General features: G+C 58.1%; 17 protein-coding genes. 3 read left to right on the forward strand and 14 right to left on the reverse strand.

Features of this window, described 5'->3' with window-relative positions:
- Positions 1-44: 44 nt before the first annotated feature.
- The gene (locus G9X67_RS14515) at positions 45-284 is read left to right on the forward strand and encodes a hypothetical protein (RefSeq protein WP_171598947.1); all 240 of its coding nucleotides are present in this window, start codon (positions 45-47) and stop codon (positions 282-284) included.
- 443 nt (positions 285-727) lie between these two features.
- Here the strand turns inward: G9X67_RS14515 and G9X67_RS14520 are convergent, their stop codons facing one another.
- Positions 728-1,744, reverse strand: coding sequence for a glycosyltransferase (locus G9X67_RS14520; RefSeq protein WP_348649116.1), 1,017 nt, complete (start codon positions 1,742-1,744; stop codon positions 728-730).
- 88 nt (positions 1,745-1,832) lie between these two features.
- On the opposite strand from G9X67_RS14520, the gene G9X67_RS35285 reads away from it, so the two are divergent.
- Together G9X67_RS35285 and G9X67_RS14530 are read left to right on the forward strand one after the other, a co-directional pair.
- Positions 1,833-2,492 (forward strand): acyltransferase, encoded by a 660-nt coding sequence (locus G9X67_RS35285; protein ID WP_171598949.1) that lies wholly within the window; start codon positions 1,833-1,835, stop codon positions 2,490-2,492.
- Positions 2,493-2,524: 32 nt separating this feature from the next.
- Positions 2,525-3,388 carry a hypothetical protein gene (locus G9X67_RS14530; RefSeq protein ID WP_171598950.1) on the forward strand — a complete coding sequence of 288 codons (864 nt, stop codon included), beginning with the start codon at positions 2,525-2,527 and terminating at the stop codon, positions 3,386-3,388.
- Here the strand turns inward: G9X67_RS14530 and G9X67_RS14535 are convergent.
- From G9X67_RS14535 to G9X67_RS14595, 13 genes are all read right to left on the reverse strand, one after another.
- Entirely contained in the window at positions 3,378-3,554 is a 177-nt protein-coding gene (locus G9X67_RS14535) for a hypothetical protein (protein WP_171598951.1), read from the reverse strand. The two genes, G9X67_RS14530 and G9X67_RS14535, sit on opposite strands and share 11 nt — an antisense overlap.
- A 270-nt stretch (positions 3,555-3,824) precedes the next feature.
- A complete protein-coding gene (locus G9X67_RS14540; RefSeq protein WP_171598952.1) occupies positions 3,825-4,253 on the reverse strand; it encodes a DUF1515 domain-containing protein in 429 nt (142 codons plus the stop codon).
- Positions 4,254-4,305: 52 nt separating this feature from the next.
- A complete protein-coding gene (locus tag G9X67_RS14545; RefSeq protein WP_171598953.1) occupies positions 4,306-4,560 on the reverse strand; it encodes a hypothetical protein in 255 nt (84 codons plus the stop codon).
- Positions 4,538-4,900 carry a hypothetical protein gene (locus tag G9X67_RS14550; protein WP_171598954.1) on the reverse strand — a complete coding sequence of 121 codons (363 nt, stop codon included), beginning with the start codon at positions 4,898-4,900 and terminating at the stop codon, positions 4,538-4,540. The genes G9X67_RS14545 and G9X67_RS14550 overlap by 23 nt, the downstream gene beginning before the upstream one ends.
- Positions 4,900-5,367, reverse strand: coding sequence for a lysozyme (locus G9X67_RS14555; protein WP_171598955.1), 468 nt, complete (start codon positions 5,365-5,367; stop codon positions 4,900-4,902). Before G9X67_RS14555 ends, G9X67_RS14550 begins: the two co-directional genes overlap by 1 nt.
- Positions 5,342-5,599 carry a hypothetical protein gene (locus tag G9X67_RS14560; RefSeq protein WP_130694527.1) on the reverse strand — a complete coding sequence of 86 codons (258 nt, stop codon included), beginning with the start codon at positions 5,597-5,599 and terminating at the stop codon, positions 5,342-5,344. The genes G9X67_RS14555 and G9X67_RS14560 overlap by 26 nt, the downstream gene beginning before the upstream one ends.
- Before the next feature lie 90 nt (positions 5,600-5,689).
- The gene (locus tag G9X67_RS14565) at positions 5,690-6,274 is read right to left on the reverse strand and encodes an SGNH/GDSL hydrolase family protein (protein WP_171598956.1); all 585 of its coding nucleotides are present in this window, start codon (positions 6,272-6,274) and stop codon (positions 5,690-5,692) included.
- Positions 6,271-7,035 carry a hypothetical protein gene (locus G9X67_RS14570; protein ID WP_171598957.1) on the reverse strand — a complete coding sequence of 255 codons (765 nt, stop codon included), beginning with the start codon at positions 7,033-7,035 and terminating at the stop codon, positions 6,271-6,273. Before G9X67_RS14570 ends, G9X67_RS14565 begins: the two co-directional genes overlap by 4 nt.
- Before the next feature lie 3 nt (positions 7,036-7,038).
- Entirely contained in the window at positions 7,039-8,553 is a 1,515-nt protein-coding gene (locus tag G9X67_RS14575; RefSeq protein ID WP_171598958.1) for a hypothetical protein, read from the reverse strand.
- A gap of 12 nt (positions 8,554-8,565) precedes the next feature.
- Entirely contained in the window at positions 8,566-10,767 is a 2,202-nt protein-coding gene (locus G9X67_RS14580) for a hypothetical protein (RefSeq protein ID WP_171598959.1), read from the reverse strand.
- Positions 10,764-11,084: a hypothetical protein gene (locus tag G9X67_RS14585; RefSeq protein WP_246705401.1), complete on the reverse strand. Its 321-nt coding sequence runs from the start codon at positions 11,082-11,084 to the stop codon at positions 10,764-10,766. Before G9X67_RS14585 ends, G9X67_RS14580 begins: the two co-directional genes overlap by 4 nt.
- A gap of 105 nt (positions 11,085-11,189) precedes the next feature.
- On the reverse strand, positions 11,190-11,804 hold the full coding sequence (locus G9X67_RS14590; protein WP_171598961.1) for a hypothetical protein: 615 nt from the start codon (positions 11,802-11,804) through the stop codon (positions 11,190-11,192).
- Positions 11,805-12,539 (reverse strand): hypothetical protein, encoded by a 735-nt coding sequence (locus tag G9X67_RS14595; RefSeq protein WP_171598962.1) that lies wholly within the window; start codon positions 12,537-12,539, stop codon positions 11,805-11,807. It lies immediately after the preceding gene.
- Between the last annotated feature and the right edge of the window lies 1 nt (position 12,540).

Consider the following 12,540-nt stretch of genomic DNA (forward strand, 5'->3'; position numbering starts at 1 on the left):
CACACATGCGGCTCAGATCAACCTCGCAAGAGGAGGGAACATCTATGCCGAAGTTTATGGAAATCAAAGACTGGTCGCCGGGATATATCAACGTCGCACCACAGCACGTAGATATCATGGCCGAATGCCAGGCTTGCGGAGAGCAGAGGAAATTCGACCGAAAATCCTTGCCGGCGAGCATGCGGCAGCATCTCATCAAGGAGATCGAACCGCACTTGAAATGCGCCACTTGCGGGGCGAAGGCAGGAAAGTTGAGATTTGGGCATTATGCGGGGGAGGATTAATGCGCTGGCGGCCGACGAGGATCGACGATACGACGCCGATCCTGAAGAATTGCATTTGCGGCGGCAACGCGAAAGTGAGCTACGATGCCGCGGCTCGGATCTCTTGCCAGAGATGCGGAGCGAACGTCACGAGCGATTCATCTCCATTTTTTCGAGACGTGGCCACGCAACGTGAGCATGAGGCCTGGCGCGCGGCGGCCATATGGAACGAAACCAGGAGCCGGAGCTCTTCGCGATAAAAATCTGTCGGGACGGGAACAATGGGCTCCGCCGATCGTAAGACCTCGGGCCGTGCGGAGATTTGTTCTAAGCAGCCGCTCGACACTTCGATGTGCGGCCCACCGCAACCCAGACTAGCCCCGTCCTACCTAAGGCGGGGCTTTTTTTCGGGAGCGGCGCGACGGTGACTTACGCAAAAACTAACCGGCCGAAAGAGGGGCAGTTTAATTGCAAAGTTGCGTAAAATTCTCCCATTGCGCCTTCTTGTTGTACCGACTTCTAATCATGGTATTTCCTGCTAGCGCAATTTCACTCAGCTTGGTTTCCTCGGCGAGCAAGGAGCGAATTGTTGTCACTGCCGACCGCGGGCTGTCGTAGGTGATGATACTGGTGCCGTTGATCATTCCATCCGGGTAGTTCCCGGAGTCTGAGACCATCAAAGCCCCGCACCCTAGCGCCTCCCAGCAGCGCATGTTACCGCGATCTGAACCAGCCATGTCGACGGCGCCGTTCAGCACGATTTTTGCTTGCGAGATTGCCTGATAAAGTTCGCGACCGAAAACAGGCGGTTGGGAAACCGCGCGAATATCCCGAGGACGTCGATGCTCATTCAAAGGCATGAGCCACCCTAGCGGGCTTTCAGCTATGCGTGTGAGGCGGGATCGATCCAAATGATAGACCACCTGAAAATCCCTGCGAAGTTCTGAGACCGCATTGAGGATCTCCGAGCGCCTTCTGTGATGGCGACTGTACCCGCCGACGAACAACACGTCGACCGGACGGATGCGGTTTGCCGAATAGTTATCCATTGCGGGATCATGAGATGGCGCGAAGTATTCCGCTCTCCAGCCGCGACTTCTATAGTCTGCAGTAATCGTCGGGAAATTGCAGACAAGGAGACCGTATGCCCCAAAATCGACATTTCCTGAGGGAGCGGCTCGCCAAGCTATCGACCTTTTTACTGTGCCAGGTAATTTGCTGACAAAATCGTTCCCATATCGAACAGGATCAAGATTGTAGAAGATCTCGGTACGGTGATGCTCGATCTGGCTTAGGAGTATCTGTGGCAATGGCGTGGATGCCGGAAGGCCATGCTCCTTCGCCCAATACTGCTGCGTTATCGGGTCGTCGCCTGTTGTGAAGAAGGCGTCAGGGCTTCGCTCGACCACAGGCTGAAGCAGGTGACATGCGCCGAAAGAATCCGAGAAGAAAACCTGCTGTCTCTCAGAAAATGAGTTCACTGACGCTGCCAGCCTGTTGAGTCGGCGCATATATGCGGGGTATAGGCCAAAGTTCTGAAAGACGCGCATAGTGTAACCGATATGTGGGATGGCAGTTGACGGCGCGTACCATCAAATTCAGTCATTGGCGACAACGATCTTTCCACATGGGATGCAGGGCGGCACCGTGATTTCAAATCTTATACTAACTGCTCGTGAAAGGGTTTTGGCCGGCCTTGTCACATCTGCCGCCAAGGGCGTTGCCGTCCTTGGTCCGTCGACAAAGCTGAGCTTTGAGGGGCGGGTCTTCAACATCCGCAAGGATCGAGCTGCGATCAAAATCGGCGCCCACGGAATGGTTCGAGGCGAACTTCTAACGTTCGGCTTTGGCGGGAAGATCGATATCGGCGACTGGTTCTATCTTGGCCCGATGTCAACGATATGGTCAGCTAGCGAGATCATCATTGGTGATCGAGTGCTGGTATCTCATTCCGTCGCGATTCACGACAGTGACAGCCACCCCACTGATCCCCAACTGCGATTCAAGCAGACGGTACAGATCCTCACAAATGGGCATCCCCGCCAAAATCCGGGAGTGAAAACAAAGCCGGTTCGCATTGGAAACGATGTGTGGATTGGAATGGGGGCCATCATCATGAAGGGCGTGACAATCGGCGATCGTGCCATTATTGGTGCCCGAGCCGTCGTAAGGACGGACGTTCCAGAAGATGGCTTTGTGCCATCCCCGATCAGCGAGCCATCCGCATGAAAAACCGCCTTCGCCGAAAGTTCCGAGATTTCATGTTTCAGACACGCAGGCTGGTCGGCTTGGAAAAGCTGCTAATCATGCAAGGCGAAACCCGCGCGCATCAGATAGCTCAACAAGGGCAGCTGGACACGCTTGCCGATGCTGAATTCTCGGTCTTTTCCCAATGGGGTGAGGATGGGATTATTTCCTGGCTCGTCGACGCGATTAAACCCTCATCGACGACGTTCGTCGAATTTGGTGTCGAAGACTTTCGCGAAAGCAATACTCGATACCTGCTCGCTACCCGCTACTGGTCGGGGTTGGTCATCGACGGATCAGAAGAGAACATAGCATCGATCCGATCAGATGATGTCGCCTACAAATATGATCTGCAAACACGCGCCGCATTCATCGATCGCGACAATATCGGTGCGCTCATTTCGTCAGCAGGATTTGAGGGAGATCTTGGCATCCTCAGCGTCGACATTGACGGCGTTGACTACTGGGTGCTTGAAAAAATTTCCCTAAGAGCTGCTATCGTCATAGTCGAGTACAACCAGGTTTTCGGCGACCGACCGCTGAGCGTTCCGTACGACTCGTCATTTATCAGGCTGCAGAAGCACTATTCCGGCATGTATTGGGGGGCTTCATTGTCGGCGTTCAGGCATCTTCTTGAGGTAAAGGGTTACGAGTTTATCGGCACCAATCGAGCCGGCACGAACGCCTTTTTCATTGATGCAGCATATTCAGAAAACCTGAAAGGCAAGCTTAACCGCCGCCATGAATGGCCGTGCCGAATGCGAGAGGTTCGCAACCAGGACGGAAGTCTTGCGTTCAAAACCTACAGCGAGGCTAAAAGTCTGCTAACTGGCCTGACCGTGGTGAATGTAGCAACGGGCGAAACCGTCACTCTTTAGTGCTGGGTTGGCCGACGCCCCATCCGCCTAGATCTTCATCGAGGCTGCTGGACACAATATCGAGAATTTTCTGTAGAATCGGCTTTAAGGCTTCGAAATCCTGCGCTTGCTCTATTTCTTTCCGCAGTTTCGACACTGTCTCTTTCTGTTCTTCCAGCGTCTGCATATTGTCTCTTCTCGCCGTTTCACCTCGACACCGCCTGATTTTGAATCATCGATGCTGATCGACATGCCTGACGCGCTCGGGAGGAGGACTGTTCAATTCCTTCCTTGCCCGCTCGATGGCTCTGTCGCGCCGGGATTGCGTAATGAACATCACCCAAGAGTACACAAACCCTAAAAAACTGTTCACGACAGGAAAACCTCAATTCGACGGATTGATTAGCCTTGCCTCTCCCTACTGCCGCGAAGAGCGAAAAGCAATCGGTATGAGCCGTCAATTGATCTTCAGCCAATGCCTCAGCGCCGCAACGGCGCCATCGCTCGCATAGGCGATAAAGCCGCCGACCGTCAGGCCGGCGAAGGCGATCAAGCCTGATATCCCATAGCCGATAGTCTTCATTTTTTTCCACTCCTCGAGAGTGGGGGCGACCGCTTCGTGGTTCTTCTCGACGGTCTCCTTGACGCTTTTGATCTCCTCGCGGATCTGGCCGTCGACGCCACTGCTGACCGTTATCGTCATGTCGAGGAGATGGATTTGCTTAGCCTGCTCGTCGAGCCGCCGGTGGATGACAGAGCGGCTTTTGTGGGCATTATCTTTCTCGTCGCTGACCTCTTCGCGAAGATTGGAAACGCTGTCCTCTATGCCTGTCAGTCTGCCTTCGACACGACCGAGCGCGCGCATAATGTCGTCATTGGATGTCATAATTGGGATCACCTAAGAATTCAGCTTTTCGAGCAATGAGGTAGCGGAAGGATCATGGGCGCGCTCGGTATCGGCTGGTTAGGTCGTCGTAGAATTCCACGGTCCGCCCCTGGCGCGCGTTGGCGCGATTGAGCGCCTGTCGCTCGCGGGCGAGGATCGCAATTAGCGGCTGGCCTTCCACGACTGGCGCATGGGCTTCCTGCTTGCGCAGGTCATCGGGAAGCGGCGGAAGATCAATGCCGGCGTGCGCCTGCCCTTTGGTGGTAGCCGCTCGGTTGAGGCGCTCAGTGGCGGAACAGCCAGTCACGATCAGCAGCAGTGACAGCGCAAGCGCGGTTCTTTTCCGAAAGCTGAAGCTCATAGGATTGGATCTCGTTTTCGAGGGCGTCTTTGGCGGCCTGCTCTGCGGCCGTAGCTGAGGATAGGCGCTTGCGGTGCTCTTCGGTGGCCTGGGCCGCCGCATTGCGCTGACGCTCCATCTCGGTGGCCTGGGCCTCTGCCGCGGTCTTCTCTGCCAGCAGCACATAGCCGGCGCGCGCCTGCCTTGCCGCCGAGGGGTAGCCGATCGAAACGGCATAGAGGTGATAGAGCATCAGGCCAGCCGCTATGCCGGCGCCGAGCTTAAGATAGTCAAGGAAGCCGAACATCACGTCGGGATACCGTTGAGGCACAGCGCGCGCTCGGCGGTGCGCCGCTTCGTCAGCCCGGGAAGACGGATGCCGGCGGCCCTATCCCACTTCGGCAGCTCGTTACAGGCTCCGACGACATCGCCGGAGTTCAGCTTTAGCGTCAGCGTGGATTTGCAGAAGGCGCCGGTCCCGACGTTGTAGGTGAAGGAAAGGAAGGCAACATAGGCGCCGGCCGGCACTCGATCCGGCTGCTTCATGCAGGCCCGCATGCCGATCTCGAATTCCTTCAGGCCGTCACCCAGCATGTCTTTGCATTGAGCGACGGTGTAGCTGTCGCCCATCTTCACGCCGCGCGTCTCGCCGAAGCAGACGGTAGGAATGCCGATCGGATCGCGATAGGCGACGGTGCGCAGCCCTTCAAAGGTGCTGACGACAGCAATGCATGCGGCAGCGATAGCGCTACCCTTCTTGAGGCGGCTTGCCATTGGCGAGGTCTCCGGAGACTTTCTGTTGAACGAAAATGCGGGCGATGATAGCCGCGACGGCAAGGAGGCCGGTGACCGCCGACATGCCGAGCTGGATGTAAATGTTCTTTGCAACCCAAGTGGCGGCAACGAAGGTGTAGATCGGCTCGATGATGATGAAGAGCAGCGCAAGCACCATGAGGCGGACGCTCCAGGCGCGTTTCAGCACCTCGCGCCAGTTATGGACGAGCATGAAAGACTCCAGATTGTGGGTGACTGGCCGATGAGGCGCCCTGCCCGGACGTACACGCTTTACGTCAAATGCTAGGGTGCCTGCGAGCTGCTAGCTGATTAGAGGTCGAAGCGACGAAATCATAGTGGGCACCGAGCGGGCTGAAACCGCAGCTTTCGTCGGGTGGACCCCGTCCGGGATGTCGGTCGTCGTCGCCCCTACCCAGCCTGGTGCCAAATCGATGAGGGTGAGTTGGCTATCAGCGGCGCAGATGTCTCGATAATTCTGCGCGTATGCAGCCCAGTTCACACGGTCTGAAACGGGATAGAGACCGCCTGAGACCGGTTGGTTCATGATCATAAGGCAGATTTTCACGTTCGGGTCATTGGCCCGCAACTGCGAAATCATACTCAGGTGGTTCGTTTGCGCCTGAGCCACCGAAATGCTGCGCGCGATGTAGGCATCGTTCATGTTGTATTCCAGAACGACGATCTCGGGCCGCGTTCGTAGGGCGCGATAGAGGAACGTCAGTCCGATCGCGCTGTCTGCCCCGTTCTCTCCGAAATTATAGATGCGCGCGGTTGACTGCTTCCCCTCGCGCAATCCACGCTCGACCTGGCGCTGCCAGAGATTGAAATAGTCCCCCTGAAAGGTCAGGCTGGTACCGCAGGTGGCGATGCGAATTTCCTTGCTCATCTTTTACTCCTGCGATCCCAATAGCCGACCGTTTGGACCGAGCTATTCATGTTGCTCGCCGCATAACCGACGACGCGGCTGTTGACGTCTGTCATGACGATGCCGCGATATCCCAAAGTGTCAGCTGTGGGCTTGACCCCAACCGTATAGAATCGCCCCAGGCTAGGATCCCCGCCGTCCGGGTCCATAAGGCCGATTTCGCCGGCGCCCGTGTTGACGAGGATTAGCGCTTGAACTTCGCACTTGAAGCCGATCGGTGATTTCATGGTGATGACGGTGGAGGACGCACCAAGATTGCCGCTATATTGATTTTCCATGACACCCCAGGCGCACCAGTCTTCTGTCTGCGTGTACGGGATGATGTTGGCGGAGGCGTCGGTGAGAACACTCCACACGCGCCGGCTGGGCGCCGCCTCCCACCCTGCGGGGTAAGCCGGGTTGGTGAGCGAACCTGACGCGAGAATGTCGACCGCCCCAGTCGTAGGGTTCTGCATGATGTGCAGGTGATACCAAGTGCTTGCCGCCAGCGATCCCTGATCGAGCGCACCATTGCCGCTGCCTGCGGCCCAATTTTGATCGAGCCGCTTCATCATGCCTGCAGTGAGATCGATATCAGTCTCGTCGAGTTGCGAGCGACACGAACCTGGAGAGACGACAATTCGCTTTGTGGGAACCACAGGATCTCGCGACGTTTCGAGGCCGACAAGATATTGCGGAGGCAGGCCGCTCTGCGTCATGGAAGGTTGGATTTTCTGGACCATTGATTAAGCCTTTATTTCTTCGACGACGAGGGTGGCGGCAGATGACCCGCCGAAAAGACGGCCAACGCTGGATCCGTTCAGCCGAGCAAAGCCAGCAACGGCATCAGGCCCGACACGAACTGAAACGGTCACCGCGGTAGTGATCCCCGGCACGAACTCCACCTCCATGTCAGCCATGAATGCCTGGTCGGCCGACACGACGGTCACACCCACCGCGCGCCGGGCGTCAGCCGCCGTTCCGGAGATGGTTGTTCCTGTTGCGAATATCGCAGCGACCACCGTCCCTGCGGCACTTCTCGACACCTGCCCCTTGAACCGGCATCGCAACTTGTTCGTCGCCGACTTGGGCGTGATGGAAACCGAAAGAATTTCAGTGCCTTCGCTGATTTGCGGTGGCGCTACGTCATCTCGCGGGATGACGGCGGTCAGCGAAGCATTCGCCACATATGGCGTAGCGCTTGCGCTATCGACCACTGAGCCAGTCGGCATCTGCGTATTCGTAATGGCGGTGCCGCTGGCCGCTGCGCCGATCTTGGCGCGGATTGCAACGGCATCAGCCGCTGACATCTTGGCGGCGGTGACCGAATCTGCCCCAAGCTTTGCTGTGGTTATCGATCCATCGGAAGGCGTGCCGACAGTGACCTTATTGCCGAAGCGAACGTCGATTTCGACATCGTCAGGCACGGGCTCACCAGAAATCCGCAGATAGGCGTCGCTTCCGACATGCTCCAATGTGTAAGCAGAGATCGGCTGGCTGACGCCCCCGACATTAACGAACATGTTGTTCGCGCTGCCAGGATCGACCGACAGCGGGAAATCGGTCGTGGTGCCGTCGCCCGTGAAGCTATTCTGGACGAAGTTGTTTTTTGCCAGATCAGCCCAATCCGCCGCCTCGGCCGCTGCCGCCTCCGCTCGATCAGCTGCATCTTCGGCAGCGGCAATGATGGCAGAAGACACCTGATCGCTGACAAGCCGGAACGTCGATCCCGAAATCACTCCGAGGAGCTGCATGCCGGCGATGAGCCCACCAGCGAGCACATCGTTCCCGCTGTTGGTCTTCACGGTCAACGGAGATCCGCCGTTGAAAGAGACTGTGACGGGAGTACCGGCATTCGATTCGAAGACGTTCAGAATGATCAATGCCGACTGGCTGACGGGAATGCTGGTGGTGGCTTGGATGGCGTTTGGAGTGCCCGCCCCTACATCGGTCGCGACTATGAACGAATATGGGAGGTCGCCCAACCGCGTCCACGAACCGGAGTTTGCTGCGCCGTTCTTGCGGTAGATCCCGTTATAGGCGGCGGTCGGGTCGCTGATCACCCAAGCCATCGTGTTCGCGGTCTGGGACAGGTCGGCGTAGAGCGCCGCCCTAGTCGCATAGACCTTCCCGCCGCTAGCGAGAAAGGCGGTGATTGATCCTTCGACCCACGTGCCCCATTCCCGGATTTGTCGCTTGTCTGGCTCGTAGGGATCTTCACTCGGACCGTCAGCCCAAATGTTATTTGCGGTCTCGACCATGTCGACTCCGATTTAGATTGTGATGGTGGATGATGCCTGCGAAGGCGATGGAATGCCGGATGCGTTTTCAGAGCCACACCAGTATTTCCAAGTGCCGGCGCCGGGTGTGTTCGGAAAGCTGATCGTCTGGTTGGCAGTGACGTTGTATTGGCCAATTAGCGTTGCAGCGGCGAAGCTCTGCCCCGTCGTGCCCCGCTTGAAGACCAGGTATCGGGTGTTGTCGTTCGCTGCCGTCGCACTGATCGTTACCGTGCCTGAAGCGTTGCTGGTCGTCATGTTGATCGGAGCGGCCGGCGCTGTCGGGTCAACGGTCGATGTGACATTCGCCGTGATTGACCAAGGTCCATAGTCCCCATCAGACGCTATGTATGCGACCTGGACATCCAGGGCTTTGTTCGATGGCACGACGTTCGTGCTCATGTCGATGAAGCCGCCGGCCGGGACGGGGTTCGGGAACCGCTGCTCGATCCATGGCCCGGGAGAACCCGATCCCGCGTCGACCAGTCGATATCGAACCACGGGGACAAGGCTGTCGTCCTCAGGATCGATGATCACCACGCGGATATAGACACTGTCGCCGTTCGGCCGAGCCTGAACGAGGTTGATTACCGGCGTCAAAACGCCACCTGGATCAGTTCGCGGCGGAGTCGAAGGCTGACGTCCTTCGTCGATCGCCGGATTCCAGATATCGATGTTTTCCGGGTGCTGCATGATATCCATCACGAAGCCACCCTGCAGGAGCGACAGCACCGACTTGCGGTTCTCGACGATCTTTCCGTCCAGCCTAGGCAGCATGTTCGGTGCCACGATCCGAACCCACCTGCTATAGACAGAGTTGATGCCTGACAGCCGGACATTGAGTTGCCCGGTCACCTTCTGACGAAGGCGAAGCCAGTCCCTCTTGCCGAGCCGGCGGGCCTGCCGCCATTGCTGCACCCACTGATAGTTTGCTTCCTGCGCCAGGACGCGGCCAGCGGTCAACTGAGCACCTACGTCCTCGAAATAATCCGTGTCGGACGTGGCGTAACCGATTTCCGGATAGCAGAATTTGGGAATGAGGCGATTGCACTCGTCCTCAAAGAGCACGTCATATTCGATCTGATGGCCGACAATATCGGCGTCCGTCAGGGTGGTGAGGTATTTCGCCCTGAACTTGCCGACGATGAACAGGAGAGCCCCATCGCCGCGCTCGCATATCCAGCCGTCGCACGACGACAGAATGGCGTTGGTAGCAGCCTTTGGGTCATTCTCCGTCGTGTCGAAGCCGTTGCACTCATAACGCCGTTCGAAACCTCCGGCAGCCAGCGGAACGAGTTCGTCGCAGACGTCGGCCTCCTCCTGCCACATGTCGAGAACCGGCAAGATCGCACGCTTATAGTCTCGCTTGTGGCCGAACTCGTTGAAGCACTGGTGCCACGCCATGATTACTGCGGCATTGCGCGTCCACTCCCAGGTGTTCGGGTTTTCCGGATCCTGAAGGGGGTCTCGGAAGTCCCAGCAAAGAGCCAGATCGGCTTCGACTGAGACTTGCGGCGGACCATAAGGAAACGTCTTATTCTGCCGCTCTGCCTTGTCGCTGGTCGCGATCATCCCGATCGAGGCCTGTCCGTCTCCACGGTGGCCAGTGGTCCATACGCCTTGGCCCGCGAGAGCTGCGGCTATGTCCCAATAAGGTGTCTCCGGCGTCACGCCATACCGATAGAAAAGACGAACGTTCGTGCGGTAATTCGTTCCGTCCTCGATCGTGCCGTCTGCCTCCAGCGCGATCTCATCGTCATGAAGCCACCAACGGTTGATGCGCTTGATCCTGTGGCCAGCGATGGCCTGGACCGCATAAAGCTTCTTGCCGACGGCTTCCCAGAGCATATAAGCCCCACCGATGCGGTTCCGGCCAACGCCCCACCAGCGATAGGGAATGGACTGGACCTTCGGTATTTTCCCGTCTTCTGGTTTTGGAGGCTTAGGAGCGAGCAGCGCCTGGATGCCGATCGAGATTGCCGTTGTCGCGATTGCAGCCGCGCCGGTTGCCAGAACGCCAGCGGTCGCGGCGGAGAAGCCAAGCGATGTGAAAAGCGTGGTGAACAGAGGCGTGAAGATCGGATCGTAAAGCGCCGTAGATCCACGCAAAAAACGATCTTGCCATTCCCACCGATGAGCATCGAAATAGTGTGCAGCCTCGCTCGGGACGGTCTCATAGCCCATCTTTAGGCTCATGCTGGCAGTCTCCATGCGGCAATGAATTCGGCCTTGGTCGCGCGGACGCCGGCGGGATGGATGCAAGCCCATAGGGGGCCGAAGCGGATGGCGCCGATCTCGGTTTCGATGCGCTCGTCGCGCGTTTCGCCCGTCATGGCTCTGATAAGGCCGATATCGCCCGTCTCCGGGTGATGGACGCGCACGGCGCCGACGACGATGGCCAACTGGTGTTCCATGAGCCCGAGAGAGCCGCCGAAGATCCCGAGGATTTCTTGCGCCTCTTCGCGATTGCGATAGGTGCCGCGGTATTCCTCAGCCGGATCGATTCCTGTCACGCGCGCCGCCCATGAGGCAGGGAACGTCAAGCAGTCGTCGCCGCCTACCCCGCCCCACCGAAACCGGTGCGGGAGGTCAAGAAATTCGTGAATGTCCATGAGACCTCAGCTAAAGACCGGCCACTTCGGCTGGATGCCGCGGGCAAGCCGTGGCGTGCCGTCGCAGAAGGCGTCGGTCGGGTACAGCGAACGCTGCATGGCATCTGACCAGAGAACCTTTGCTGGGCGCGATCTGGTATTTTCGCCGGCAACCACTGCCAGGCTGAGCGACAAAGTAGCCGTCTCCCCTTCCCTGATCGGCGCCCGTGCCTCCTTCGGATGCGAGGCGACACCGGTCCAGATCGGGATAATGCTGCTCATCGGCTGGTAATATCGGTCCAGAGTCGTCAATCCGATCTGCACCAACTTTCCACGCACGGGCGGGATGCTGTCGAGCATCTTACCCCCGGTTACCGGGTCAATGCCGGATACCGAGAAGTCAACCGCGTCGGAAGTGCCATTGACCAACACCTCGAGCGATGGAACCCCGATAAGACGACCGCCGCCCAGATAAACCGTGCCATCGGGGTCAATGCCATCGAAGCCGATCGGCACGTCGTTGACGCCGAACCACATATGCAGCGCCGGGTCCGTGTCGATGCGCAGGAACACGCCAAGCTGATGGCTGCCGCGCATCTCGTCGACGACCGCAGCCGGAACGTATTCAACCGAGTAGGCCATTCAGAACGCTTCCGTGAACTGGACCGTCGGGCGCGACGAATACCACCCGGAATATTCCCAAGGGATCGTCACGCCTTTCGGCAGTTTCATCACGCAGCGCGGGCGGGCGATCTCAACCCGGGTGCCGACAGTGACCGCTTCCCGAAGTGGCGGCGCCAGAGCGAGACGATAGACCGGGTTCTCTTCGTCGGTCTGGTCAAGCAGTTCCCATGACCGGTATATCCGCCATCCCTTGGTAGGATGATGGATGGAGAACCAATCCGACCACCTGAACACGTCTCTGGCGGCTCCATAGACCCGCATGGAGAGAATTCCGGCATTGAGGGCTGCATCCTCTACGACCTCGCCATACACGGTCGTCTGTGAGTACCCAGAGCCATCGGAGAACAGAGCGCCATCCGAATGCGGGATTCCGCTGATGATCGGTCGACGGGTGCCTCGGATCACCGGGAAAGGCCCGATCTTGTCATTGACGACTGGCACGTCGATAAAGCGGAACCCGCCATTGAGACGGGCCCCCAGCCAGTTCAGCACCTCGAAGCGCTCGTCCGGCCCTTCCAGCACCATCTCCGAATAGGTCGCCGTGATAATCCCGCCACCAGACGTTTCCACGCTAATCGGCTCTCCGACGCCATTGACGCCGCCGTCAAAGCCACTGCCGGGGTTATCGAAGCGCGCCTGTTTCGGCCGCAAGAAATCCACCGGGAACATTGGCTGATTGGTGTAGACCGCCATC

The sequence above is a fragment of the Rhizobium sp. WYCCWR 11152 genome (assembly GCF_013087615.1).
Taxonomy (GTDB): Bacteria; Pseudomonadota; Alphaproteobacteria; order Rhizobiales; family Rhizobiaceae; genus Rhizobium; species Rhizobium indicum.

What these genes read in the sequence shown, in the direction of transcription:
- G9X67_RS14515 (WP_171598947.1), top strand. Translation starts at nt 45, where the DNA reads ATGCCGAAGTTTATGGAAATCAAAGACTGGTCGCCGGGATATATCAAC.
- G9X67_RS35285 (WP_171598949.1), top strand. Translation starts at nt 1,833, where the DNA reads ATGGCAGTTGACGGCGCGTACCATCAAATTCAGTCATTGGCGACAACG.
- G9X67_RS14530 (WP_171598950.1), top strand. Translation starts at nt 2,525, where the DNA reads ATGTTTCAGACACGCAGGCTGGTCGGCTTGGAAAAGCTGCTAATCATG.
- G9X67_RS14535 (WP_171598951.1), bottom strand. Translation starts at nt 3,554, where the DNA reads ATGCAGACGCTGGAAGAACAGAAAGAGACAGTGTCGAAACTGCGGAAA.
- G9X67_RS14540 (WP_171598952.1), bottom strand. Translation starts at nt 4,253, where the DNA reads ATGACATCCAATGACGACATTATGCGCGCGCTCGGTCGTGTCGAAGGC.
- G9X67_RS14550 (WP_171598954.1), bottom strand. Translation starts at nt 4,900, where the DNA reads ATGTTCGGCTTCCTTGACTATCTTAAGCTCGGCGCCGGCATAGCGGCT.
- G9X67_RS14555 (WP_171598955.1), bottom strand. Translation starts at nt 5,367, where the DNA reads ATGGCAAGCCGCCTCAAGAAGGGTAGCGCTATCGCTGCCGCATGCATT.
- G9X67_RS14560 (WP_130694527.1), bottom strand. Translation starts at nt 5,599, where the DNA reads ATGCTCGTCCATAACTGGCGCGAGGTGCTGAAACGCGCCTGGAGCGTC.
- G9X67_RS14565 (WP_171598956.1), bottom strand. Translation starts at nt 6,274, where the DNA reads ATGAGCAAGGAAATTCGCATCGCCACCTGCGGTACCAGCCTGACCTTT.
- G9X67_RS14570 (WP_171598957.1), bottom strand. Translation starts at nt 7,035, where the DNA reads ATGGTCCAGAAAATCCAACCTTCCATGACGCAGAGCGGCCTGCCTCCG.
- G9X67_RS14575 (WP_171598958.1), bottom strand. Translation starts at nt 8,553, where the DNA reads ATGGTCGAGACCGCAAATAACATTTGGGCTGACGGTCCGAGTGAAGAT.
- G9X67_RS14580 (WP_171598959.1), bottom strand. Translation starts at nt 10,767, where the DNA reads ATGAGCCTAAAGATGGGCTATGAGACCGTCCCGAGCGAGGCTGCACAC.
- G9X67_RS14590 (WP_171598961.1), bottom strand. Translation starts at nt 11,804, where the DNA reads ATGGCCTACTCGGTTGAATACGTTCCGGCTGCGGTCGTCGACGAGATG.
- G9X67_RS14595 (WP_171598962.1), bottom strand. Translation starts at nt 12,539, where the DNA reads ATGGCGGTCTACACCAATCAGCCAATGTTCCCGGTGGATTTCTTGCGG.